Source organism: Siminovitchia terrae, assembly GCF_003605405.2.
GTDB classification, from domain to species: domain Bacteria; phylum Bacillota; class Bacilli; order Bacillales; family Bacillaceae_C; genus Siminovitchia; species Siminovitchia terrae.
Genome location: NZ_QYTW02000017.1, coordinates 1 through 25,029 on the forward strand (window position 1 = coordinate 1; position 25,029 = coordinate 25,029).

Sequence of the window (25,029 nt, forward strand, 5' to 3'; positions counted from 1 at the left end):
TTAGGAATCTCCCACTTCAAACAGACCATAAGTATGTTAAGTGGGAGTAGTTCAATGATCTACTTCTGAGTCATTTGCGGGATAAAGTGAATACGGGATAAAATTATGCAAACATGTATTGACCTGTGAGTAACCCCTAGGTTTAAGCTGAAGGTATTCGGTAAAATGACGAAATACTTAGTTTGAAGCGGGGGGTATTTTTGAGTAGAGAAAAGAAGTTAAAAAAACCAATAGCAAGTTTTATTTTACTAACCAATATCATTTTTTTGCCACTTTTTCTTCTTGTAGGAGCTATACGCATATTTGGATTTCCCACATGGGTTTTTGATGTTGTGCACTGTATATCAGCATGGTCCTCAACCTTTGCTTTTGCCATCCTATTTAAAAAAATCTATCCTGGGCAGAGTTTTACACAATTTGTAAAAGAGAAATTCAAGCATAAACTTAAATTTTCTGTCATTCTTACTGCGATTATGATTCAAGCTTTCATATTTTTGATGATTTTGTTTATTGTATCTAATAATAGTGAAGTAGACTCTATTTTTACTATATCTTCATGGGGAATGCTGATCTATTTCTTTTTTAAAAATCTTTTGGCAGGGCCACTAGGAGAAGAAATAGGGTGGAGAGGTTTCGCTCAAATTGAGCTCCAAAAGAAGCACTCGCCACTAAAAGCTTCCATAATCATAGGGTTTTGGTGGGGGCTATGGCATCTCCCCATCTGGTTTACTACAGGGTTTATGGGCATTGATTTAATCAAATATATACTATTCTTTATGATTGCAATCATATCTACTAAGATCGTCATGACGGCCTTTTATAACTTAAATCAGAATTTAATCATCCCAATCATCATTCACCAATTCTTTAATTTTTTTATTGGCTTAATAAACGGCAACTTAATCGATTTAATCATGTATAACGCAATTTTTTATTTAGTAGTAGCAGTTTTAATCATCGTTATCAATCCAAAGAAAGTATTGTATGGAAAAGAAGATGCAAGCGTTATTAATTGTAATTTTCAGTAAGAATTAAAAGAGTAAATCGAAAGTAGTACATAATTTAACTTCATTCAGCAGAAGTCTCCCACTTCAGTAAGTGGTGAGATGAATGCATGTAGGGATTCCATTCAGCGGGGGGGCAAACCCCGGCTGAATAAAGTTAAAGCCTCCGGCGGATGGCACAGATTTTTAGAGGAAATTTATCGAGCGGAGCTCGATAAAATCTGGGCGCAAATACGCCAAGGCGCATTGATTGATAGTTTGAACAGCTATATGCTTAAACTATCAAGACGTTCGTTGAATAGGGTTGATAAAATTATCAAATTTTTTATAAAAAAATGAATAGATTACATTAAATAAGAGCATGTTTTGATTATTTTTTCAAAACATGCTCTTTATTTCAAGGTTATTAATAATAATTTAATCAAACTTTATTCCAAAGCTACGGACTTTAGTTTATTTACAACTTACTCGTGACCGAAAATTTTCTATATAAGCTTAGTAAAAATATGTGATCTGTTCTCATTAAGCTGATTAACTTCATTCAGCAGAAGTCTCCCACTTCTGTAAGTGGTGAGATGAATGCATATTGGGGTATTCCATTCAGTGGGGTTCAAACCCCGGCTGAATAAAGTCAAAGCCTCCGGCGGATGCCACAGATTTTCAGAGGAAATTTATCGAGCGAAGCTCGATAAAATCTGGGCGCAAATACGCCAAGGCGCATTTGATTTCCGTCATATTTAAGACCTTGGCGTCTTTTTTCTCTTACCTTATTCATGATAAGGATAAACTTTCTCCTACCCCCCACACAAAGATCTAGTGTATAATTTCAATCTTTTTTTAATGTTTTCTAACTTATTTTTGTCATTTATAAGTTTTGATGATAACTGCATAGTTTCTTCACATTCATGTCTTATCTTAATGATGCGTATGTTTATAAACCTTGGGAGGAGCACAGAGTTAATGGAGCAAGTCAATCTGTTTTTGGTTTTTGGCGCCGGCTTTTTATCATTTTTATCACCTTGCGCGCTCCCTTTATATCCAGCTTTCCTTTCTTATATAACGGGCATGTCCATCAGCGAAATAAAGGAAAGACAAGGGCTATTAAGAAAAAAAGCGTTTATCCATACCATCCTATTTTTACTGGGGTTTTCAATTATCTTTTTGGCACTCGGATTATCCACTTCCTTCATAGGATCTTTTTTTGCAGAATATCAAGATCTGTTAAGACAATTAGGCGCGATATTGATGGTATTTTTTGGATTGGCTCTTGCTGGTGTGCTCCGAGTTAATTTTTTGCTTTCGGATAAGAAAATTCAGCTTCGAAACCGGCCTTCTGGTTATTTTGGGTCGGTTTTGATCGGCCTCGGGTTTGCTGCAGGCTGGACTCCTTGTACAGGACCAATTTTGGCAGGCGTTATTGCTCTTGGCATTGCTAATCCTAGTATGGGTCTGGTCTATATGATGTTTTATGTACTGGGTTTTTCTATTCCTTTTTTAATCATGACCTTTTTCCTCGACAAGATGACCTTCTTAAAAAAACACGGAAACCGTTTTATGGTTTTTGGAGGGATTTTAATGGTTGTAATGGGGGTCCTCTTATATTTTGATTGGATGACGGTCATTATTTCATTGCTGATTCCTTTATTTGGCGGCTTTACTGGATTCTAGTATTTGGGGACAACTGGCTTTACACAAATTGGAGGTAAAAAATGAAGAAAAAGAAACGGTTGATGATGCGTAGCGTGATTTTAGCCATTATGCTGCTTGCTATTGTCTACACACTTTATGCTAATTTCACTAAGGAAACAAGAGGGCAAATGGCTGTAGGGGATAAAGCACCGGATTTTAATCTTATTGATATGAATGGAAATAAACATAAACTATCTGACTATAAAGGAAAAGGTGTGTTTTTGAATTTTTGGGGCACTTGGTGCAAGCCATGTGAAAGGGAAATGCCTTATATGAACAATCAATATCAAGTGTACAAAGATCAAGGGGTGGAGATATTGGCTGTTAACGTGGGGGAACCTGAATTCGCCATAAATAAATTTGTTCAAAAACACGGTTTGGACTTTTCTATTTTGAAAGATACCAATAAAGATGTCCTCAATTTGTACAAAATCAAACCTCTACCTACTACAATACTGATTGATTCAGAAGGTATAATGACGGCAATAGAATCAGGAGAACTTTCAGAAGCAAAAATTAAAGGAATGATGGAGAGCATCAAGCCTCGTTAAGAGATATAAAATGTAAAATTAAAAATATGAGGTTGATGATATGTATCAAGAGATCAGCAAAATTAGTCAATTTTTAAGTGAACCATTTATGTATTTTTATGATGGAACAGAAGCACCGATTGTTGTTGCTTTTGTACTTGGAGTGATAGGTGCACTGGCCCCTTGCCAGTTAACAGGAAATATAGGTGCCATTACACTCTATGGTAATAGAAGTTTGCAAATATCTCGTTACTGGGACGATGTGATTTGTTTTGTACTGGGAAAAATCGTGGTATTCAGCGGTTTAGGCCTCCTGGTTTGGGTATTGGGCCAAAGCTTTGAAGAGAAAATTACTCTTCTATTTCCTGTTTTCCGCAAAGCAATTGGCCCCTTTCTCATGTTCGTGGGATTCTTTTTACTTGGGTGGATCAAACTAAATATAATCAATAAAATCACAAATAAAATACCGGTAAGACTACGCAGCGGAAAAACGGGATCTTTCTTAATGGGAGCAGGTTTCTCTGTTGCTTTTTGCCCGACTATGTTTGTCATATTTTTCGTTATGCTCATGCCTGTTGTACTAACCTCTTCGTATGGTATGATTCTCCCTACAGTATTCGGCATTGGGACATCTATTCCAGTACTGATTGTTATTGGTGTGATTTCATTTTTAGGATTAAGTGGTTCCCTACTAAAAAGGAGTAGAAAAGTAGGTATTGCGATTCAACGAATTGCTGGAGCAACTCTTATTTTGATGGGTATATTAGATACGGCTACTTATTGGGCTTAGAAAAATCTAACCATCAATATATGCTAAAATAAATTCCCTTTGCTCATAAGTATACTGGCAAAAGGGAATTCTTTGTTTTTACGCAGCGATTTTCTTGCACTCCTCCGCACACTTGATACAAGCCTCTGCACATTTTTGACAGTGACCATGGTCTGTTTTTTACATTCGTTTCCGCATTTCTCACAGATTTCAGCGCATAATTGGCAGATTTGCCTTGCAAAGAGGCTACCGGACTGCATGGATTTGGCTGCAAGTCTATAAAAACACAAGGATAATCAAAAATAAGCCCTTGCCATTGGAATAACAAGGGGGGCTAACATCATGATGTTGAATGGAATATTTTATGCAGAATTTATGCATTTTATATGACAATTTATAAGTAAATGAGTATTCTGTGATAATTTCTATTTTGCAGCCCATATACATGTACAAAAATATGGAGCTGATTATGATGACTATGGGTTTAGTCTTTCTAGTTTCAATACTATTGCTATGTTTGGCAGGTGTTTCAGTGTCCGCATTTTTAGTTAGAAAACTGGTAACGATTATGCATGGAATGCTTTTCGCCATGTCAACAGCCATGGGAATCGGTTTATTTGCTGGAACGCTGTTCGGGATTTTATTTCAAGGTCATTTATTGCAATCAACAGTTATTGGAATATGTATAGGTTTAGTAACAGGAGCTATTGTCGGCTCTTATTACTCTTTTCTTGCCCTTTTAGAAGGGATGTTATCAGGTGTGATGGCTGGTATGATGGGGGCTATGCTCGGAGAGATGATAAAGCCAGTAGATTGGGACAAGGCCATTATGACCATGTTTACGCTTGCCCTCTCTATTTGCTTTTTCATCACCTATGAGGTTTTCACCCATCTGAAAAAACAACCAAAATGGATTCATCTTTTCCAAAATCCTTTTATTATTGGTTTGATTTTTATCCTGCTTTGTTTATTCCTCTATTCTCAAACGCCGTTTATTTTAAAACCCTTTAGCTTTGCCCTGCACACTCTCTGGACAAATTACATGTGAAATGTGTAAACCATAAAGAAGGGAGGGGAAACAGTATGATAATCATAATCACGAACATTCTCACCATTATAAAACATCTTCCACGTGCGTCTGACCATCACGAGCATCCAACATGGTGAGTAACTTAGGGCAGGATTTTTAACCGCATAACGGGAACGAAGGAGATCATGAAGATCATTCCCACGGGGGCTACAGGGAAAACATGATCATCGCACTCACATGTGGGGCATTGCTGTTGGTACGGAAACCGATGCAGCCATTGAAACAGAAGATGTTGTCTTTTTAAAAATCAATCCCATGAACTCTCAATAGTCACCTACAACAAGATGTTGCAAAGCTTATGGCGAGGTGCAGGATCCAATATTGTTGTCATTCCCCAATAGGAATATGGACGCTAGTCCCAAAACGTTCATTTTTGTTAATTTCATTGCTATCCTCCTACATCATCTATTATTCATTCTCCCATTTATAGCCTACCCCCCATACTGTGGTAAGGTGATAGTCAATCGGGAATCCGGCATTTCTTAATTTGTCTCGTATATTCCGGATATGTGAATCAATTGTTCTGTCTTCAGTTCCTGCTTCAAGTCCCCAAATGATTGTTAGAAGCTGGTCCCTTGTGAAGACACGGTTAGGATTTTTTAATAACAAACCAATCAGGGAAAATTCTTTAGGTGTGATCTGAATCGGTTTGTTTTGATAGTTCAGTGAATAGGAATCCGGATTCCATGTCAGGCCATTAAAGCTGATCTTAGTGTCTTCTTGAAGTTTAGCACGTCTAAAGATGGCTTCTATTCGAGCTAACAGTTCACCTGAGTCAAAGGGTTTTGTAATATAGTCGTCTGCTCCCGCACCTAAGCCTTTCACGATATCGGATTTATCTGTTCTTGCTGTCAGCATGATAATCGGAACATCCGAAATCTCTCTAATTCTTTTACAAGTTTCCCAGCCATCCATGTCTGGCATCATCACATCCAGAATGATGAGTGCACACGATTTCTTTGATAAATAACTTACAGCCTCGGCTCCCGATGCTTTAGGGACACATTCATATCCTGCCGGAGATAAATAAAGTGAGATCAAGTTTCGCATCCGTTCTTCATCGTCTACAATCAATATTTTACGCATAATCACGATCTCCTCTTGCTATGATGGTAAAAGTTGTTCCTTTATTGATCTCACTGGAAACTTCTATTTGCCAATTATGGGCGTCTATTAATTCTTTTACGATGGACAACCCAAGCCCTGTGCCCCCCAATTCTCTGGAGCGTGATTTATCCACCCGGTAAAACCGTTCAAAGATGAACGGAATATCATTATCTGGAATACCTTTTCCCTTATCGTGTATGGAGATCTTTATCTCGGTATCTTTTTTAGATATTTCTGTAGTCGTTATGGTTCCTTTGGAAGAGTACTTTCTTGCATTCTCCAACAAATTGAGGATGATTTGCTCAAACCGAATAGGGTCGGCATAAATCTGAATGTTCTCTGGACAAATAATAAGTAATTTTTTGGCTTCTTGCTTGAATGCTGGTAAGATTTTTTGCGAAATTTTTTTTAATGAGTCAGAGACATAAAACATTTCTTTCTGGATAGTGAAAGTATTATTATCCAATTGTGCCAGCTCCATTAGTTCGGTTACTAGCGTGGTCAATTTTGTTGCTTCTTCGGTAATGACAATTAAGTAATCCAAACGTTCATCTAAACTAAGGTGCTCTCTTTTGGCGACCTCTGCATATCCCTTGATATAAGTCAACGGTGTTCTCAATTCATGTGATATGCTCGCCAAAAACTCATTCCGTTCCGTTTTTAAATGGTTTAGTTCATTTGATAGAAGCTGTATGGATTCGGCAAGTTCTCCCAATTCATCGTTGCTTTTATTTTCAAGTTGAATGGAAAAGTTCCCTTGGCTTAACTCTTTGGTCGCTTCCTTCATTTTTATAAGAGGCCTGGCGATAATTCTTGAAAGGATTAATATGATAATGGCTGTAACAAAAGCAGTTGCTATACCGGCAATTAGGAAATGTCTATTTAACTGATTGATTAATTCCTTTAACTGGCTTGTATCCTGAAACATATAAACATATCCTTTATCGACACCTCCTTTAAAAGGGGTGACGGTTGCAATATATGGCTCAGACTTCCAATTATCCTCGATCACTTTTCCACTTCTGGGTACATCTTTTTTTTCTACATTTAACAAACTTTGAAATTGGTTTATTTCTGCAGAAGAAATGATCACCTTTCCTTGTTTGTTTGTGATCACTACCTCTGTATCAGATTTTACTTCCATTAATGCGATATGGTGGATTGTTTCCTCATTGTAGTATGTTTCCAATACGTCACGATGATTGTTTCCTCTGGTGACTAACGAAGAGAGTTGCTCGTCAATTCTAGAGTGAGCTATTTTCTGGTGCAATAAAAAAAATAGGCACACTTCCATTGTGAAAATTAAACAAAAAAAGAGAAGACCGATTTTTATAGAGATTTTCCTCAAACGAGACACCACCTACTCGATATTCTACAAATAGAATATCGAGAATTTATGCAGAAAGAAAGACGATTATTGGTATAGGGCTTATGTCAACATCTTGATTGAAAAAGTTATTTAACTTCATTCAGCAGAAATCTCCCACTTCTCTAAGTGGTGAGATGAAAGCTTATTGGTATTCCATTCAGTGGGGATTCAAACCCCGGCTGAATAAAGTCAAAGCCTTCGACGGATGCCACAGATTTTCAGAGGAAATTTATCGAGCGGAGCTCGATAAAATCTGGGTGCAAATACGCCAAGGCGCATTTGATTCTATTTGGTCCAAGAAACTCTCTTTTGAACTTTTTGAATGTTAGTTGTATAATAATGAAGTGTACAAAAAAATTAATAGTCGTTTATGAACTGGAAAACTGTAGCTAGGGTTCCGCTATTTATTAAGGTCTGTGACCGAGGGCTACATCTTTTACAAAATGTAAAAGGCACCTATTGACATAAAAGGTCCGAGGGGAAAGGTTCAACGTATTTGGTATGCGTTGAAATCTTTCCTTTCGGACTTTTTCTATTTTAAAGGAGGTTTTATGGTATGAAGAGAATTGATGAATTAAAAGCTGGAGTTGCTGTTATTATTTTCAATGAACAGAATCAAGTTTTGTTACAGAAAAGAGCTGATGTAGGGCTATGGGGTATTCCTTCAGGACATATCGAAATTGGAGAAACAGTTTCTGAGGCAGCCATCAGGGAAGTCAAAGAGGAAACTAATTTAGATATAAGAATTAAAAAGCTGATTGGTGTTTATTCTGATGTTAATTCACAAATTTTTACTTATCCCAATGGTAAAATAGTACATTTTATAACATCTTGTTTTCTAGCTGAAATTACAGGTGGAGAACTTAGATGCAATTCAGATGAATCACTTGAAATTAATTTTTTTGGACTAGAAGACCTACCGAAAGACCTATTGAAAATGCATCCTAAATGGTTAGAGGATGCTCTTGCTAAACGAGATTTGGCTTTCATTCGGTAGAATCCCCATTGAGATGGAGATAGCTTTTCTATCATTAGCTGGATAAAGGGTAATAATGTCGTGAACAATTTATTTTGGGTAGACAAGATAGGGTTATTGTACTCTAAAATCGGATTAACCCCCAAATTTTGGACATAAGCTCACTTATTCTCTGATTATCTTACTTTATAGCTTTTACGATCTTCTTTTCGTGTTTCGGCAAAACGCCCGAGTGGCTTGACATGGAGCCTCTGCGGACATGATTCTGCTGCCAAGAGACCCCCTTATAAGGTTGGCTGCACTGAACGAGGTATCATGCCCGCCACTCCATATAAAGCCGTGAAGTAGTGGATGACTTGTTGAAAGGACGAGAAAAAAGGGATGTTTAGTGATGTATGAAATAGTATCACTTTTTATACATAATCGGGCGCGTTTATATTGGAACGGCGTCTTTTCGATGTTGGGCTAATAATTGAATAATAAAATAAGATAATAAATGGATTTAAAACTCCAATATTTTTAACAACAATTTCACGAATTCCGACAATAGGTATGGAGGGATATGTTACTTTATTAGTAGAGGTGACAATTTATGCTAGCCAAACCCATTTATGTGGAAATACCCATTCAGGCAACTATAGACGAAGTATGGGAGATGACTCAAAATCCTAAATTGCACGAACAATGGGATTTACGTTTTTCTTCTATTACCTATTTGCCGAAGAATTCAAATGATGAGCCGCAATCTTTTTTATATGAGACGAAATTGGGATGTGGGGTAAAAGTTGCGGGCTGGGGTAAAAGCATCGGTATGCATAGTAAGAAGGATGGTACCAAAACATCTTCTCTTCACTTTGGTACTGATCAAAAAATTTCTCCCATTTCTGAAGGGAAAGGATATTGGCAGTATATACCGACAAATAAAGGTACTAAATTTCTCACTCAGTATGACTATGATGTACGTTTTGGTTCATTTGGGCGCCTTTTAGACCTCGTATTTCGCCCCGTGATGGGGTGGGCGACGGCTCTTAGTTTTGATGTCCTGAAACGCTGGATTGAAAAAGGGGAGTTGCCACGAACACAATATATACGTGTCTTTATTAATGTTATAGTAACGATGCTTTTTTTCTTTGTTTGGCTTTATCATGGACTAGTTCCAAAAATCATTGTTAAAAGCCCTGAGGAAGTATCAATGCTGTCTAGTTTAACTTCCTTGGAGGGGACTGCTGTTATAAAGGGTGTAGAAATAATAGGCTTTCTTGAGATTGTATTTGCGGGGGTTTGGGTTTTTTATCGAAAGAAAAGACATTTACATGCTCTGCAGATCATTGTTTTTCCGATATTAACGATTAGTGCATTAATCGCCAGTCCTTCGATTTCATTACATCCGTTTAATCCTGTGACCTTTAATGCAAGTCTTTGGATCCTTTCCATTATTGGTTTCTTAATATCAAGGGATTTGCCATCGGCAACCAGTTGCAAGAGGACAAGAAAGGGTGTTACATAGTGACAATTTATAAAGATCTCTTGGGGGAGGATTTTCAAAGGCTTCATCCAAAGCTGCAATCCCGTTATTCATTTCCGATAGGTGAGTCGTTTGATGGGATTGGAACGATGACAAAAATTGAAACGGGTGGTATCTGGCTAAAACCCTTTTTAAAATTAGCAGCCCGCTGGCAATTTCTGTTTCCCGAAAACGGAAAGGATGTGCCGTTTACAATCAAAAATACCTGTCGATCATTGCCGACCGGTGAAGCGGAATTATATTGGGAACGTACTTTTTATTTTGAAAAGGTTACTCGTCATTTTAATGCATTTATGACCCTTGATCCAAAGCGTAGGGTCGTGAAGGATTATTTAGGGGAACCGAGCTTATTCTATTCCGATTTAACATTTAGGGTGACACCTGAGGGTCGAATGCGTATTTCCTCTGGTGCTCAACGTGTTGTGATGGGCAACTTAGAAATCCCAATTTTTCGCTTGTTAGAAGGCGTGGTGACTGTTGAGGAAGGATATGATGATGTCCGGGGAGCATTTACGATCCAAGTCGACATACATAACCGAATCATAGGAAGGTTGATGGCTTATGAAGGCGAATTTAAAGAGCAGTCTCTTTAATTCAATCACCCTTGTAGGTATGTTCTTTTTCATAGCAAGCAGCATTTTAACAGCAAAACCTTACTTGTTAATGCTGACGGTTGCACAGTTGGTTTTCGTTCCAATTATGCTCCAGTTACTATTTGAAACAAAAAGGAAACATATTATTTTCACTTGGATTGCTATGCTCTCCATCTTTTTATTGCAAGTTGTTCCGTCAAGTACAGGGCAAATGGTCCTCGCTTTTATTTATGTAATCTTTACCTTTTTTGTAGCATTTTATGGGCTAAAGCGATTTTTCAACCGTGGGTTTACAAATTGGGCTGAAATTTCAATCGACATAGGCATGATGTATCTATTTTTAGGAGGACTATGGTTCTTTGCATATGTTGCAAAAATTGATACAGGTTTCAGTCCTTTGATCACTTGGTTAACAGCTATACACTTTCATTACTCCGCCTTTTTACTACCCATATCTCTTGGGTTTTTTGGACGCTTACACGATTCAAAATGGTACCGTTTGATTGTACCAATTATCTTAGCGGGTCCTATGCTCGTCGCGATCGGCATCACAGCATGGCCTTTACTTGAATTCATCTCCGTATTGCTATACATCTTTGCCATTTTCAGCTTGATCGTACTTGCATACCGAACTTGTTTTGCTTCAACCGTGCAGGCAGTTTTGATAAGGATCTCATACAGTGTACTTGGGATTACAATCATTTTTTCATTGCTTTATGCGACACAAAACGCGTTTGGACATTGGTTTGTTAGTATTGATTTTATGCTATGATTCCATGGCTTATTTAACAGTATACTATTTGGCATGTTAGGCGTAGCCGGCTGGATGCTGGCACCACCTGAAACGAAGCAGAAGGTCTATAACTTTCCAGTGAGCCAAATGCGAGGAACGCTAAAAGGAGCAGGCAGGTCACAACCAGGACTAGTGGATGATTTAAGTGTTTTCGTAAATACAAAAGCATTACCTAAAACAATCGTTGATTTTTATGAGCAAACCGATCAATATCAATTATTTGCTTCTGTAAAATGGGCAACCTGGTTTAAACCGTTAGCAAGTTGCTACAAAATAATAAGTACGCAACTTCAGCAGTTAAATTTGCCCATATCGAGTAACCTTACTGAGATGACATTCAAAATACAAGCTGTTGATCCAACAGTTGATGGAAGGAAAAATCCACGTGCATGGATTCGCCGGGTGAAGAATAATATCGTATTTGTAGCCATTTACTCTCAGCATGAAACGAAGGGCAGGACGTATATGAATATAGCACTTCCTCTGCCCTATTCATCAATGATAGGTATTTTGCAGCTTGAAGTTGTTGATGGTATTCTGATCCTCTCGAGTGAGGGAAAAGGGGACCCAGGTATTTATTTAGCAGTTGGCAAAACTCTTTTCAAGCTACCGTTGTCTGAGAACTTCTTGATAAAAGAGACAGGTGCGGGATCACTTATAGCACAACACAAAATGCGAATTTTTGGGATCCCTTTCTTACAAATTGAATACACTATAATTCAAAATATACGTGCCAGCTAGTTAAGGACATGAATGATTAAAGGTTATATGAAGTAGACCGGATGATTACATACTTAAAGACTCTCCATCCTTTAAGAGGCGTATTTACACCACCTCAAATGAAACATTTAAAAAGAAATCTTGGGTAAAATTTGATTTGGGAATCATCTTTGAAACAATGATCAAGCATGTTCAACGATTCAGATGGCCAAGGATAAAAAAGAGAAATTAAATCATTTTTTTATGTCTAAAAAGGGTGTTTTCAATGAGAAAAGTAAAAAATTAAAAAACACAGTGCGTTTCAATAAAGATGAGTCAATATTTATATGTCCACGCTGTAAAAATTCAGTCAACGTTGTTATGAGCTAGTAACCATATATTTTGTTTTGAAAAATAGGGATAAATGATGTTACAAAAATGGGGTATTCGGATTATCGTGTGGAATATAACTAAGCAGTTTTTTGATGTACCGCTTACCTATCTTTAAAAACTAGATAGTAAAGGAAAATTAAAAAAATGCTAATAGCATGAAAAGAAATCAATACAAATTCTAATAACTCCCCGCACTTCAAGAAATTAGCCAATTTACAGTTTTAAACCATGCTTACAGTAGAGTTTATTTATTTTTCAAACCCTGACATAGTGTTGTCAGGGTACTTCTGTATAATGACCTTTAATATTATATAATGCTAACTTTACAGGAGTGGTTAATTATGGTTGAGAATCAATATATTAAACTTGTTGGCTTAAAGGAAAATAACTTAAAAAATGTAACACTAACTATTCCAAAAAAGAAAATCACTGTATTTACGGGCGTTTCTGGATCTGGAAAATCATCAATCGTATTTGACACAATCAGTAAGGAAGCCCAACGTCAATTAAATCAGACATTTACGACGTATATTCAAAATCGGTTACCAACATACAGTCAACCAGACGCATTGTCCATTGAGAACCTTTCTCCCGCCGTGGTGATTGATCAAAGACACTTAGGGGGGAAATGTACGTTCAACGCTTGGTACGGTCACAGATATTTACTCATTATTGCGATTATTATTCTCGCGTATTGGAAAGCCATTTATTGGCGAATCTGATGTTTTTTTTACAATCCGAAAGGGATGTGTCCGGAGTGCCAGGGAATTGGACGAAAGGTTGAGCCCGATATAGAGAAACTATTCGATAAAACAAAATCACTTAATGAAGGAGCGATTTTGTTTTCCACGTTCACCGTCGAGACTTGGTATTGGCAAAAACATTTAGTCTCAGGCATATTCAATCCGGATAAAAAATTGATGGGATACACGAATACAGAGTGGGAAACGTTACTACATGGAAAAGACAAGAAAATCGTATTACCTTTAAAAAACGAACCCGTCAAGTATTTTGAAGGCGTTGTAGACAGATTTAGACGCATGTACTTGAAAAAAAAAATCAATCAATTATCGAATAATGTTAAGAAATTTATCACCATAACACATTGTAAGGCTTGCAATAGAGCTCGGTTAAGTCAACAGGTATTAAATTGCGAAATAAATGGTTATAACATTGCTCAATTCGCAGCTATAGAAGTAGGAGAATTGATAAAGGTAATCGAAACAATAAAAGACCCAATAGCAAAACCGATCATTTCCAACATAAAGACTGAAAGCTGTTGAAGGAACGAACGGATTTTCGTATCTTTTAATCTCTAAGGGTCTAATTCCCCGCGGCTAGCCGCGGGGAACTTCATTCTGACTCTAATCCGCTTTTAATCATCTTGAGATACTGTAAATAAAAGCTTCCCTACAATTTAATCAATACTTCCGTGCCGTCCTGAGCCTGGACATCGACCAGTACTGTCCCTTTGCAATGTTGCAACTCTCTGATGAGCTGTCTGATCGCTTGCTTCGTGCTTCGATTTTCGAGAATTGACAGCACGATATCACTCCCAAACCGGTTGCTGTTCGAATCAAAATCATGCTTTCGGCTCGAGTGCCCATCTGCATGTCTGTCTTGCTTGTTTAGCCAACCCTTCACTTTGCGCTGAACTAAATTGGATGTCAGGATGCCGCTCCCCATGCGCAATACGGCATAAGGGATCGGAATTGTAAAAGCGTGCTCCTTGCTCTTAACCTTCACAATCATCATGATCTATCACTCAATCACTACGGTGACGTTATCATTTTCACCGGAGCGGATGTCAATGATTTGCCCGTCAAGCTCGTTCTCGATTGCATCGATCAACAGATCGATATCGATATCCTTCACATATTTCGCAGCTTGTGGAATATTGGACGCGATGCTGTGCCCCGCTCCGAGAACAGCCTTCACCAGTTTAATTGGTAAATTGATGTTGACATTATCATTTTCTTGGGATGTTACCCGTATTTTCAACATTTTGTCTAAATAACCGCCGGATGTTGATGATAGGCTCTTTGAATAATCGGGTTTCGAAGTATGGGCCGTTTGCTTCTCCTTTAGTGCGTCAATCAACTCTGAAGCCTTGTCTGAATCAATTTTGCTTTCCTGCAACATGGACAGTACTTTGCTGATTTCTTCTTTCATGGTTTCTTCCTCCTTATTCATCCTTCAACAATTTGACCGCTTCATCCGCGGTGATTTCGCCATTCTCCAGCATAGAAATGACCTTCATCTCATCGACTCCCGGCTTCTTCCGCGTATCGTATCCGAGGGCCGTAATGATATCATTGAGCTTGCCGCGCACCGTCGGGTAAGATATGCCGAGCTCTTTCTCCACTTCCTTTATGTTGCCTCTGCTCACTAGAAAGGTGATTACAAAATGGAGCTGTTCAGGCGAGAGTAAAGCCAGCTTTGATAATTCAAACGTGTTCTCAATCGTCGTCCGGCAATGTCCGCATTCCAGCTTGACAGCGTGCAGCGGATGTTCGCATACAGGACATTGTGTGATGATGGGATATTTCATACTCTACTCCTTTCTCTTTTTGCATTATAAATCAATATATTCAATTTGTAAATGTGAACAATTAATTATTTTAACCTAATAATTAATTTTATTAATTTTTATGGTTATTTTACTGAAAAATTTGAAGCGATCTGTTTAAAAAAGAAAGCCCCAACGAATCCATCGGAATGGGGCCCAGCTTCAACCAGGTTCATTCCTATCGAAACGATGAGACTCTTTTCAATTTAGCTTGCTTAGTTAGGAAAAATGCATATTGGCAAATTGCTTGATTCAAGTTGTGTCAATGCCACTCGAAAGTGATGATAAGCTGAAGTTAAATTTTAAGAATTCAATTGTGCAAACAGGATATTTTATGTTTATACGATGGTTCGGAAGCCTGGTAAAAGGAAGGATAGCTGTTCCAGTAACCAGGAAATATGAGAACCCCGGAAATACGAACGCTCCTCTTGGAATTCTAATTTTTCGTTTATTTCAAGTCGAACTTTATTTTAAAGCAACAGTATGATAGTATATTAGCATAGAATGACCGACAGTCGGTCTGTTATGGGGAGTTGTAAAAATGAGAGTGACAAAAAAAGCCGAGGAGCGCAGAAACGAAATACTTGATGCAGCGGATGAGCTTTTTGGTCAGAAGGGTTTTGACGGGACAACTACAAAAGATATTCTCGAAAAGGTAGGTATTGCGCGCGGAACATTGTATCACCATTTTAAGTCGAAAGAGGACATTATGGACGCGCTGATTGAGCGATTCAATGTCCGTCTTTTGGGAGCAGCCCAGGAAATTGCTGCAGACAAGAGCATACCTGTAGTTGAGCGTATTATCCGCGTTGTTACGGCACTGAACATAAATGGTGGAAGCAGCACGGAAATTATGGAGCACATTCATCAGCCGCAGAACGCGCTTATGCATCAAAAAATACAAAAAGTAATCATCAGTGAAGTCCCACCGATATTGACGGAGATTATTCGAGAGGGAATTGAGCAGGGAATGTTCAACACACCGTTTCCGTATGAGTGCATGGAAATGGTTGTGATTTATGCAACGGCTGTTTTTGATGGCGATATGGTTGCTATGACAAACGAGGAACGCTTTTCACGAATGCTTGCCTTTATCTGCAATGTAGAAAGGCTGCTTGGTGCTGAAAGCGGAAGTTTGATGGATACTTTGAAGATGTTTGGTATGGGAGAAGGAGACAACAATGAATAACTCGGTGAGATCTTTCAAAGAATTTCTTCTGCTATGGTCGGGTCAGCGGCAGGGGAACGGGATTTATCATTATGATCGCTGGGGTTTTGTTATGTGTTACTTCAGTCATTCTATACAACTTGAAGTCAGTGAAAAAGCTTGAACATAGAGGTGAATTATGTATAACAGAATAATCAGAAATGATATTTCGAAAAGCAAACTGATAACATTGACAACTACGATATTTGTTGCTGTCGCGGCTGCACTTGTTGCTCTCTCAGGGATACTTGTTGTAAATCTTTCGGGTGCGATAGATACACTTATGAAGCAGGCGAAAACTCCGCATTTTATGCAGATGCATTCGGGTGATATTGATACTGTACGGCTTGCGGATTTCGCGGAGCAGAACAGCCATGTCGATGAATTTCAGGTGAGTGAATTTCTCAATGTTGACGGTGCGAAGATTGTAATTGACGGAACTTCGCTTGCAGATAATATTCAAGACAATGGCTTCAGCACACAAAGCGAAAAATTTGATTATCTCCTTGATCTTGACGGAAACGTTATAAATGTATCCGACGGGGAGATTTATGTTCCGGTAGGTTATTTGAAGGACGGCACTGCAAAAGCTGGTGACACTCTAGTAATAGACGGAAAGAAATTTACCGTTGCAGGGTTCTTGCGCGATTCACAGATGAATTCATTGCTTGCCTCCTCAAAAAGGTTTCTTGTGAGCAAAAATGATTATGCAGCGATTAAGGGTTTTGGAAACACGGAATATTTGATTGAGTTCAGATTAAAGGACCTGTCTGAAATTAGCACATTTGAGACTGCATACACCTCTGCAGGGCTTGAAGCAAACGGACCGACCATCACGTATCCGCTTTTTAAAATGCTTAATGCCATTTCCGATGGATTGATGATTGCCGTCATCCTTCTTCTAAGTGCACTTGTCGTAGCAATCGCATTGATGTGCATACGTTTTACCCTCTTAGCGAAAATCGAAGACGACTACCGCGAAATAGGTGTTATGAAAGCAATGGGTCTGCGTGTTTCTGACATAAAAAAGATTTATCTGGCAAAATACGCCGTGATTGCGGCAGCTGGTTCTGTTCTTGGATTGGCACTTTCGTTTGTGTTCAGAGGTATGCTTCTTGAAAATATACGGCTTTATATGGGAGAAAGTGATCATTCTTCTTTTGCCTTTCTATTCGGAATAATCGGCATATTGCTTGTGTTCTTTGCAATTATTGCATATGTAAACGCAGTACTGAGACGCTTTCGAAAAATATCTGCTACTGAAGCTATTCGCTTTGGCACTTCACAAGAGAAAACCGTGGGAGCCAAGCGTTTTACATTGAGTGGAAACAGGCTGTTTAACACGAATATTTTTCTCGGTATCAAAGATGTTCTTGCAAGGAAAAAACTGTACGCCACAATGCTTGTGGTGCTGATGATTTCTGCATTCATCATTATTGTTCCGCAAAACTTGTATAACACCATTTCCTCAAAAAGCTTCACCACATATATGGGGATAGGGAATAGTGATATGCGTATTGACATCCAGCAGACAGACAATATGTCTAAAAAGGCTGAGGAAATAATTAAAACATTGAACAGCGATCATGCGATTTCAAAGTATGCTGTGCTGACAACAAAGACATTTAACATAAGGCTGGAGGACGGTACGGAGGAAAGATTAAAAATAGAGCTTGGCGACCATTCCATATTTCCAGTTGATTATTCCGAGGGCGCTGCCCCCGGCTCAGAAGATGAAATTGCGCTTTCGGTAATGAACGCTGATGAGCTAAACAAAAAAGTCGGTGAAATCATTACTCTGGTGAATGAGGGGGAGGAAAGGAATTTCACGGTCAGCGGCATTTATTCCGACATAACCAATGGGGGTAAAACAGCAAAAGCTGTTTTTACCGATAATTCGGCCGATATTATGTGGTATGTGATCTGTGCAGAGCTTTCAGATCAATCTCTTATCGGCAGTAAGGTTTCGGAATATACAGATAGATTTGATTATGCGAAGATTTCGGATATTGATGAATATATTGAACAGACGTACGGCTCAACAATCAACTCCGTTGGAAAGGCCTCTTTTGCCTCAATTGTCGTTGCGCTAATGATTACGGTATTGGTTACACTTTTGTTTATGAGAATGCTTCTCGCAAAGGACAGATACTCCATTGCTGTAATGAAATCGTTGGGTTTTACTAATTTTGATATTACAGTGCAGTATATTTCGCGTTCGGTCTTTATTCTGGTTGTAGGAGTTGTTTTTGGAACGCTACTTGCTAACACACTAGGAGAGGTACTTGCAGGAGCGGTGATTTCATCATTTGGGGCGTCGACATTTAAGTTTGTTGTGGATCCACTTTCTGCATATCTGTTAAGTCCATTAATGATGATGTGTTCAGTGCTTATCGCAACCATTATCGGTACATCAAACGCGGGAGAAATAAAAATAGCCCAAAATATGAAGGAGTAAATGATGAAGAAGATGATTATCGGTGAAAATATAGTAAAATCTTTTGGTGTAGGTAATGAAAAGCACCTTGTTTTAAATGGCGTGTCCGTTGAAATAAACGAAGGAGAGTTCGTTTCAATTATGGGTCCTTCGGGTTCAGGTAAATCAACACTAATGTATGCGCTGAGTGGGATGGACGGAATTGACAGTGGAAAGGTATCTTTTGATCGCAGGGATCTATCAAAGCTGAGTGAAAATGAACTTGCTGATGTACGCAGAACCAAAATGGGCTTTATTTTCCAGCAGCCGACTTTGCTTAAAAACCTGAACATTCTCGATAACATCATTCTTCCTTCCATGCGGGATAACCGAAAAAATGCTGCGGAGATTATTAAAAAAGCAAGAGCGCTTATGAATAAGGTTGGGATTGCGGAACTGGAAAAGCGTGATATTACTCAGGTATCAGGGGGGCAGCTTCAGCGAGCAGGGATCTGCCGTGCACTGATTAGTAATCCAAAAATCATTTTCGGTGACGAACCGACTGGGGCGCTTAACTCAAAATCCGCACAGGAAATAATGGACATCATTTCTGGAATTAACACGGAAGGTACTACGGTTATACTTGTCACTCACGACCCAAAGATTGCAGCTAGGACTGAGCGTATCATGTTTATGGGCGATGGAAAAATCGTGAACGAAATGCGTTTTAAGAAATTCAGTGGCACAGATATTGATGACAGGATGGAAAAAGTCACGGAAAAAATGCGGGAAATCGGAATATAGGAGGCTGTTTTATGGACAGAATGTTTTTGTTCAAGTGAGAAAAAACGAGAGACTGGTAGAATAATGGTTTCTTGTTGACAAAAACACAATAGCAGTCTAATTTTAAATTCAAGAAGAGGACGCAATTCCGTAACAGGAATTGTGTCTATTTATTGAAGAGCCGCAAAAGATTAATCCTCTCATTCAAAGAATAAACTCGAAGTAATTGGAGTTATTCTTTTAGAAGTGATTTTTCTTAAGAAAAGCCGTCAGGATTAATTCACGGAGGAATGGAATGAGCGAAATTCTACATTCATTTATCAAAAAGAATTTTACAGGTTTAACGTTAAGGCCATCTTTATTTTATTTATGGAAATACGGTATTCATTTTGAAATTTCAAAACCGGGCAGACCGCATTTTGAAAAGGACAATCTTAAGCAAATTTTTCATCGGACAAATACCTTATTTGATAAGGTGTTTGGAGAAGAGGATGAACTTTTGTTTGTTACAGATGTATATACTGCTAAACACAGTCCTTTGCTTCAGCGAAAACCTTTAAATGTATATCGAAAATACGTAAAAGATAAGCAAAAGTTATACCAATTACAGCATCATCTTTTACCATATCTTTTTGAGGATGATGAAGAGGAAACTGAACAATCTGTCACTCATCGTTTTGTGCTCTCTTTCAAGAAAATGGAAATAAAGTATCATCACGTTTTAAAAGCAATTAGTCATAAAGATTTTACACCTACCATTTTGAAAAATAATCTGGAAAGTTGATACGATATCTATTTTGTTAACCTTACGAATAAGATCATTTTTCATTTATACGATGATCGCGGTTGCGATATCATCGCGTCAGATAACGAAGCAATACGGTTCCTTTATGATGAATATAATGAGTGGATTTTGGATTATGATCGAGAAGAGATCAACAGAGTGTTTAGGTCAAAACCAACGAGCGCTATCCTGTCACAAGGATAAGCGCTCATTTTTTATTTAAGGGCCGTCTAAACAAAACAAGTTAAATTCATAGTTTAATTTTGAAGAATTAGATTAACTTCATTCAGCAGAAGTCTCCCACTACTGTAAGTGGTGAGATGAAAGCATATTGGTATTCCATACAGTGGGGGGGCAAACCCCGGCTGAATAAAGTTAAAGCCTCCGGCAGATGCTACAGATTTTCAGAGGAAATTTATCGAGCGGAGCTAGATAAAATCTGGGCGCAAATACGCCAAGGCGCATTTGATAGCTAACCAGATCTCTAGAGTGAGGTCAGAGCGTTATTTGGCAGGACCGACAACAAGGGGAATCTACTGACGTGGAGGAGATGAGTGTCCGTTAGTCAGGAAATAGGAGGGATTTTTATTGACACTTAATCCATTATATTATAATATGTACATATGCTCATATAATCAATTAAAGGGGTTTTGCGGGGGTTTTAGATGGAGATACGTTGCTCGATATATCATAAAAGTTGAGTAGAATGGATACAAAACATTCCCATCATAAGGGAGATCAACATGTTCTGAAGTTTTTGAAACAGACAATTGAACATACGACTTACAATTGATTACATAGAGGAGGTATTCATATGTCACATGACCATGGGCACGACCATACACATGGTGCAAATAAAAAAGTATTATTGATTTCGTTTCTGATCATCACGATTTATATGATTGTGGAAGCGGTCGGGGGGGTTTTGACGAACAGTCTCGCCCTCTTAGCAGATGCCGGTCATATGTTGAGCGATTCCATTTCGTTGGCAGTTGCATTGATAGCATTTAAATTAGGAGAAAAGGTAACTAGTAAAAGTAAGACATTTGGCTACAAGCGTTTTGAAATCTTAGCAGCGGTATTAAATGGAATCACGTTAATCATCATTGCGATGTACATTTTCTATGAAGCCATAAAACGGTTCGCGAATCCTCCTGAAGTTGCTACAACTGGGATGCTAATTGTCAGCAGCATTGGGTTAGCGGTTAATATTTTTGTCGCATGGATCATGATGCGAGGGAGTGATGTTGAAGAGAATTTGAATATGCGAGGGGCTTATCTTCATGTCATTAGTGATATGCTTGGTTCCATAGGAGCAATCGCTGCCGCATTACTCATGATGTTATTCGGCTGGGGCTGGGCAGATCCATTGGCGAGCGTCGTTGTTGCAATACTTGTATTGCGAAGCGGTTATTTTGTTTCTAAGTCCGGACTTCATGTATTGATGGAAGGTACACCTCAAAACGTGAACATAACCGAAGTCATTGGAACAATCGAGAGGGAAAATGGAATTCAAAGTATACATGATCTACATGTTTGGTCCATTACGAGCGGCTTAAACGCACTTTCCTGCCATGCAGTCGTGGATGATGAAGTGACGATAGCTGAAAGTGAACAATTACTTCGTAATATCGAACATAATCTTGGACACATAAATATTCATCATGTGACAATTCAATTGGAAACATCGGCGCATCTGCATGACGACTCCCTACTATGCCAAATGAAACCCGAATCATCTGGGCATCATCACCATCATCATTAATACTGTCATAATGATCAGCAATGCACTCGGTTTAACTTCATTCAGCAGAAGTCACCCATTTCTGTAAGTGGTGAGATGAATGCATATTGGTAGTCCATTCAGTGGGGGTTCAACCCCCGGCTGAATAAAGTCAAAGCCTCCGGCGGATGCTACAGATTTTCAGAGGAAATTTATCGAGCGGACCTCGATAAATTCTGGGCGCAAATACGCCAAGGCGCATTTGATTGATAATGAATTTCTAAGCTTGTCAGAACGATATTTTTTGCTTGATTATTAACACTCCTTTTAATAATATTATGCATAGATAAGTGTTTGAGCGTCTTCCAGCAGGAGACGATATAAAGGGTAGCCAGTTTAAAATAGGTAAGAGAACTCGCCCAATGAGACGGGCTAAGCTGAGGATGTTTGCTTTTTCGTGTGTAAAGAAAGTATGACTTGTTATGGAAAGTTTTATTCAAAGGAAGCTTTTTCTTTGTCTAGCTACGACGTACAGGAAGTACTAGTGCAAGCGAAGCGACAGGACGTCGCGTTCTGAGCCTGCCAGCGCCTAGCCCCGCAAGGATCAAGCCGATTCCCTGTGGTGGCTGAAAGAACTGCCTCCTCGGGAATCTTCTTGTTTGCCCGCGCTGACCAAGGCGCTTGCGCTTCTCTTATTGCATTTTGGTTCGGATAAAATATGATCATAATAGATAACGCTCAGAAACAAAGCCTTGTTGTATAAGGGCTTGAAAATGTTCTCGGTAATTAGAGATGACAGTGAGATGTCCCTTTCCACCTCGACAGGGAAGAGGCGGTCGCTGGTTCGAACTCAGTTGGAATCAGTACTGTTAAAGAAGCGTTTAACCTAAATACAAGGGTTAAACGCTTCTTTTTTAAGGCTGCGTTTATCTTCCAATCATCGGAAAATATCATTTTCAATGGCCGGGCGGTTTTAACTTCATTCAGCAGAAGTCTCCCACTTCTGTAAGTGGTGAGATGAATGCATATTGTTATTCCATTCAGTGGGGGGGCAAACCCCGGCTGAATAAAGTCAAAGCCTCCAGCGGATGCCACAGATTTTCAGAGGAAATTTATCGAGCCAAGCTCGATAAAATCTGGATGCAAATACGTCAAGGCGCATTTGATCAAAAATTTAATAACAGACGGGTGAGATCAAGACATTATGTGGTTTATTTTCTCTATTTTAGCAGCTGTCTCTTGGGGAGCAGCAAATCTCTTTTACAAAAAAGGTTCAGACAGCAGTGACAAGTATAGTCATCTTAAGATTGTAACAATGGTTGGTTTTGTCATGGGAATTCATGCAGTTTTATATATGTTGGTTAAAGGGGTAAGTTTTGATCCTTTTGATATGATCAGATATTTTCCGGTTTCGGCCATGTATATTTTGTCAATGACGATCGGGTATATAGGATTGAGATATATTGAATTATCAATAGCTGCACCAGTTCAAAACTCTTCCGGAGCCGTAAGTGCGATATTATTATTTATATTTTTTCCGAGGGAAATGAGTTTCATAGAGATTTCAGGAATTGTCTTTGTCACGGTTGGTGTGATCGGGCTGGCTATATTCGAGAAACAGGCAGAAGATATGGCTTTGAAAGCAAGTAATGAAGTTATCGACAAAAAGTATCAAATTGGAGTATTGGCCATCACGTTTCCAATCCTATACAGCCTAATTGATGGACTAGGGACATTTGCTGATGGAATATATTTGGATGAGTTGAAGCTTATCAGTGAAGATTCAGCTTTATTGGCATATGAATTCACTTTCCTCATTGCAGCAGTCATCTCATATTTTTATGTAAAAATCATCAAGAAGGAATCATTTGTCATTTTTAAAGAGCGTGATAAAGGATTAGCTGCCATACTTGAAACGATCGGTCAGTTCTTTTATGTATTCGCGATGGCAGGTAATGCAATTATTGCAGCACCACTTATAGCAGCGCATGGAATTTTTTCGGTGATATTATCCCGTATTTTTTTGAAAGAAGTACTGAGCTTTCGTCAGTACCTCATGATAGCAATCGTCATGCTGGGAATCATATTATTGGGGATAATGGAAGGCGGATGATTGTTCAATGTATTTGTTTATTTGATATGATGAAAAAAATGTGTTTTTTGAAAGGAAGATATCATGCTGGATTTGTTAAGATCACATGCTTCAGTCCGGAAGTATAAAGATGTGCCGATTTCGGATGAAACGTTCCATGAAATGCTGCATGCTGCTCAGCATGCAGCTAGCTCCAATTTTGTCCAAGCTTATTCCGTCATACGAGTGAAGGATCAGGTTAAAAGGAACAAGCTGGCAGAACTGTCGAAAAACCTAAAACAATATGATTCAGCTGCGTTAGCGCTTGTTTTTTGTGCAGATTTAAAGAGAGTTGAGCATGCAGCCGCCCTTTATGGAAAAAAAATATTGGCTGGTGCAACGGAAAATTTCCTTGTTGCAGCTATTGATACTGCACTGTTTGCCCAAAATTTTGTTGTGGCGGCAGAGTCGAAAGGATACGGCATTTGTTACATAGGAGGCGTTCGTAATAATCCGGGGCCGATCAGTGATTTATTGGAGCTGCCTGATCATGTCATCCCTTTGTTTGGCATGACAGTCGGTGTACCTGAAGAAGCAAATGAAGTGAAGCCGCGTCTTCCAGTTGAAGCGATTTTACATGAAGATACATATGACGAAAATAAATACGCTGAAATTCTTAAACAGTATGATTCCGTCATGGAAGAATACTACCGCAAGCGTTCCACCAATAATAAAAGCAATGGGTGGACAGATGTTATGGCAGCCTTCCTGTCTGAGCCGCGCAGGACATACATGCTTGATTTTCTGCAATCAAAAGGATTTCTAAAACACTAAATGAAGAAGATCCTCTCTCAGTCTGTATGGGCTGAGAGTTCTTTATTTTCACTTGAATTTTTTTGTGTCTTTAGTCACGATGAAATTTGTTTGTTTTCTTAATTT

28 protein-coding genes and 2 pseudogenes are annotated in these 25,029 nt (G+C 38.7%); 24 read left to right on the plus strand and 6 right to left on the minus strand.

The features are described 5' to 3' along the window. The first annotated feature begins 200 nt into the window (after positions 1 to 200). The 6 genes from D5F11_RS15685 to D5F11_RS15705 all read left to right on the plus strand — a co-directional run bounded on the left by D5F11_RS15685 (position 201) and on the right by D5F11_RS15705 (position 4,013). Positions 201 to 1,028, plus strand: a complete 828-nt coding sequence (locus D5F11_RS15685) for a CPBP family intramembrane glutamic endopeptidase (RefSeq protein WP_120117076.1) — start codon at positions 201 to 203, stop codon at positions 1,026 to 1,028. A 78-nt stretch (positions 1,029 to 1,106) separates the two neighbouring features. Beyond that, entirely contained in the window at positions 1,107 to 1,343 is a 237-nt protein-coding gene (locus D5F11_RS15690) for a hypothetical protein (RefSeq protein WP_120117077.1), read from the plus strand. Positions 1,344 to 1,583: 240 nt separating this feature from the next. Further along, positions 1,584 to 1,745, plus strand: a complete 162-nt coding sequence (locus D5F11_RS26605) for a hypothetical protein (RefSeq protein WP_185830736.1) — start codon at positions 1,584 to 1,586, stop codon at positions 1,743 to 1,745. A 219-nt stretch (positions 1,746 to 1,964) separates the two neighbouring features. Next, on the plus strand, positions 1,965 to 2,672 hold the full coding sequence (locus tag D5F11_RS15695; protein WP_120117078.1) for a cytochrome c biogenesis CcdA family protein: 708 nt from the start codon (positions 1,965 to 1,967) through the stop codon (positions 2,670 to 2,672). A 41-nt stretch (positions 2,673 to 2,713) separates the two neighbouring features. Beyond that, the gene (gene resA / locus D5F11_RS15700; RefSeq protein ID WP_120117079.1) at positions 2,714 to 3,244 is read left to right on the plus strand and encodes a thiol-disulfide oxidoreductase ResA; all 531 of its coding nucleotides are present in this window, start codon (positions 2,714 to 2,716) and stop codon (positions 3,242 to 3,244) included. A 40-nt stretch (positions 3,245 to 3,284) separates the two neighbouring features. Continuing rightward, positions 3,285 to 4,013 carry a cytochrome c biogenesis CcdA family protein gene (locus D5F11_RS15705; protein ID WP_120117080.1) on the plus strand — a complete coding sequence of 243 codons (729 nt, stop codon included), beginning with the start codon at positions 3,285 to 3,287 and terminating at the stop codon, positions 4,011 to 4,013. A gap of 78 nt (positions 4,014 to 4,091) precedes the next feature. Here the strand turns inward: D5F11_RS15705 and D5F11_RS15710 are convergent. Then, positions 4,092 to 4,264, minus strand: a pseudogene (locus tag D5F11_RS15710) (four-helix bundle copper-binding protein); the annotation flags it as partial. Between the two features lie 200 nt (positions 4,265 to 4,464). On the opposite strand from D5F11_RS15710, the gene D5F11_RS15715 reads away from it, so the two are divergent. Beyond that, a complete protein-coding gene (locus D5F11_RS15715; protein WP_120117081.1) occupies positions 4,465 to 5,040 on the plus strand; it encodes a hypothetical protein in 576 nt (191 codons plus the stop codon). A gap of 450 nt (positions 5,041 to 5,490) precedes the next feature. Here D5F11_RS15715 and D5F11_RS15720 read toward each other — a convergent pair whose 3' ends face one another. Beyond that, positions 5,491 to 6,168, minus strand: coding sequence for a response regulator transcription factor (locus D5F11_RS15720; RefSeq protein ID WP_120117082.1), 678 nt, complete (start codon positions 6,166 to 6,168; stop codon positions 5,491 to 5,493). Then, entirely contained in the window at positions 6,161 to 7,546 is a 1,386-nt protein-coding gene (locus D5F11_RS15725) for a HAMP domain-containing sensor histidine kinase (RefSeq protein ID WP_425470832.1), read from the minus strand. Before D5F11_RS15725 ends, D5F11_RS15720 begins: the two co-directional genes overlap by 8 nt. 146 nt (positions 7,547 to 7,692) lie before the next feature. On the opposite strand from D5F11_RS15725, the gene D5F11_RS15730 reads away from it, so the two are divergent. From D5F11_RS15730 to D5F11_RS15765, 8 genes are all read left to right on the plus strand, one after another. Continuing rightward, on the plus strand, positions 7,693 to 7,887 hold the full coding sequence (locus D5F11_RS15730; protein WP_120117084.1) for a hypothetical protein: 195 nt from the start codon (positions 7,693 to 7,695) through the stop codon (positions 7,885 to 7,887). Between the two features lie 227 nt (positions 7,888 to 8,114). Then, positions 8,115 to 8,555: an NUDIX domain-containing protein gene (locus D5F11_RS15735; RefSeq protein ID WP_120117085.1), complete on the plus strand. Its 441-nt coding sequence runs from the start codon at positions 8,115 to 8,117 to the stop codon at positions 8,553 to 8,555. A 571-nt stretch (positions 8,556 to 9,126) separates the two neighbouring features. Then, positions 9,127 to 10,041 carry a DoxX-like family protein gene (locus tag D5F11_RS15740; protein ID WP_120117086.1) on the plus strand — a complete coding sequence of 305 codons (915 nt, stop codon included), beginning with the start codon at positions 9,127 to 9,129 and terminating at the stop codon, positions 10,039 to 10,041. After that, the gene (locus D5F11_RS15745) at positions 10,041 to 10,652 is read left to right on the plus strand and encodes a DUF4166 domain-containing protein (protein WP_120117087.1); all 612 of its coding nucleotides are present in this window, start codon (positions 10,041 to 10,043) and stop codon (positions 10,650 to 10,652) included. Before D5F11_RS15740 ends, D5F11_RS15745 begins: the two co-directional genes overlap by 1 nt. Continuing rightward, positions 10,621 to 11,424 (plus strand): YndJ family protein, encoded by an 804-nt coding sequence (locus D5F11_RS27460; protein ID WP_245998230.1) that lies wholly within the window; start codon positions 10,621 to 10,623, stop codon positions 11,422 to 11,424. The genes D5F11_RS15745 and D5F11_RS27460 overlap by 32 nt, the downstream gene beginning before the upstream one ends. 54 nt (positions 11,425 to 11,478) lie before the next feature. Beyond that, entirely contained in the window at positions 11,479 to 12,186 is a 708-nt protein-coding gene (locus tag D5F11_RS27465) for a hypothetical protein (RefSeq protein ID WP_245998231.1), read from the plus strand. A gap of 692 nt (positions 12,187 to 12,878) precedes the next feature. Beyond that, positions 12,879 to 13,259, plus strand: coding sequence for a P-loop NTPase family protein (locus D5F11_RS15760; protein ID WP_120117088.1), 381 nt, complete (start codon positions 12,879 to 12,881; stop codon positions 13,257 to 13,259). Positions 13,260 to 13,376: 117 nt separating this feature from the next. After that, on the plus strand, positions 13,377 to 13,820 hold the full coding sequence (locus D5F11_RS15765; RefSeq protein WP_126646613.1) for a hypothetical protein: 444 nt from the start codon (positions 13,377 to 13,379) through the stop codon (positions 13,818 to 13,820). A 127-nt stretch (positions 13,821 to 13,947) separates the two neighbouring features. On the opposite strand, the gene D5F11_RS15770 is transcribed toward D5F11_RS15765, so the two are convergent. The 3 genes from D5F11_RS15770 to D5F11_RS15780 are packed head-to-tail and all read right to left on the minus strand — an operon-like array spanning position 13,948 to position 15,088. Continuing rightward, positions 13,948 to 14,292, minus strand: coding sequence for a hypothetical protein (locus tag D5F11_RS15770; protein WP_120117090.1), 345 nt, complete (start codon positions 14,290 to 14,292; stop codon positions 13,948 to 13,950). 6 nt (positions 14,293 to 14,298) lie between these two features. Then, entirely contained in the window at positions 14,299 to 14,709 is a 411-nt protein-coding gene (locus tag D5F11_RS15775) for an SHOCT-like domain-containing protein (protein ID WP_120117091.1), read from the minus strand. Positions 14,710 to 14,722: 13 nt separating this feature from the next. Continuing rightward, positions 14,723 to 15,088, minus strand: a complete 366-nt coding sequence (locus D5F11_RS15780) for a DUF2089 domain-containing protein (RefSeq protein ID WP_120117092.1) — start codon at positions 15,086 to 15,088, stop codon at positions 14,723 to 14,725. Between the two features lie 559 nt (positions 15,089 to 15,647). Here D5F11_RS15780 and D5F11_RS15785 point away from each other — a divergent pair. The 9 genes and pseudogenes from D5F11_RS15785 (at position 15,648) to nfsA (ending at position 24,924) form a co-directional block, all read left to right on the plus strand. Then, positions 15,648 to 16,295: a TetR/AcrR family transcriptional regulator gene (locus D5F11_RS15785; protein ID WP_120117094.1), complete on the plus strand. Its 648-nt coding sequence runs from the start codon at positions 15,648 to 15,650 to the stop codon at positions 16,293 to 16,295. Positions 16,296 to 16,452: 157 nt separating this feature from the next. Beyond that, positions 16,453 to 18,771, plus strand: coding sequence for an ABC transporter permease (locus D5F11_RS15790; protein WP_120117095.1), 2,319 nt, complete (start codon positions 16,453 to 16,455; stop codon positions 18,769 to 18,771). Between the two features lie 3 nt (positions 18,772 to 18,774). Next, on the plus strand, positions 18,775 to 19,533 hold the full coding sequence (locus D5F11_RS15795; RefSeq protein WP_120117096.1) for an ABC transporter ATP-binding protein: 759 nt from the start codon (positions 18,775 to 18,777) through the stop codon (positions 19,531 to 19,533). Positions 19,534 to 19,807: 274 nt separating this feature from the next. Then, positions 19,808 to 20,500: pseudogene (locus D5F11_RS15800) on the plus strand (DUF3885 domain-containing protein). Between the two features lie 116 nt (positions 20,501 to 20,616). After that, positions 20,617 to 20,772, plus strand: a complete 156-nt coding sequence (locus D5F11_RS26610) for a hypothetical protein (RefSeq protein WP_185830737.1) — start codon at positions 20,617 to 20,619, stop codon at positions 20,770 to 20,772. 338 nt (positions 20,773 to 21,110) lie between these two features. Continuing rightward, positions 21,111 to 22,061 carry a cation diffusion facilitator family transporter gene (locus D5F11_RS15805; protein WP_120117097.1) on the plus strand — a complete coding sequence of 317 codons (951 nt, stop codon included), beginning with the start codon at positions 21,111 to 21,113 and terminating at the stop codon, positions 22,059 to 22,061. 975 nt (positions 22,062 to 23,036) lie between these two features. Then, on the plus strand, positions 23,037 to 23,306 hold the full coding sequence (locus D5F11_RS15810; protein WP_126646614.1) for a hypothetical protein: 270 nt from the start codon (positions 23,037 to 23,039) through the stop codon (positions 23,304 to 23,306). Further along, a complete protein-coding gene (locus tag D5F11_RS15815) occupies positions 23,224 to 24,132 on the plus strand; it encodes an EamA family transporter (protein ID WP_120117098.1) in 909 nt (302 codons plus the stop codon). The genes D5F11_RS15810 and D5F11_RS15815 overlap by 83 nt, the downstream gene beginning before the upstream one ends. A gap of 63 nt (positions 24,133 to 24,195) precedes the next feature. After that, complete coding sequence (gene nfsA / locus D5F11_RS15820) at positions 24,196 to 24,924, plus strand: oxygen-insensitive NADPH nitroreductase (protein ID WP_120117099.1); 729 nt, start codon at positions 24,196 to 24,198, stop codon at positions 24,922 to 24,924. The last annotated feature ends 105 nt before the right edge of the window (positions 24,925 to 25,029 follow it).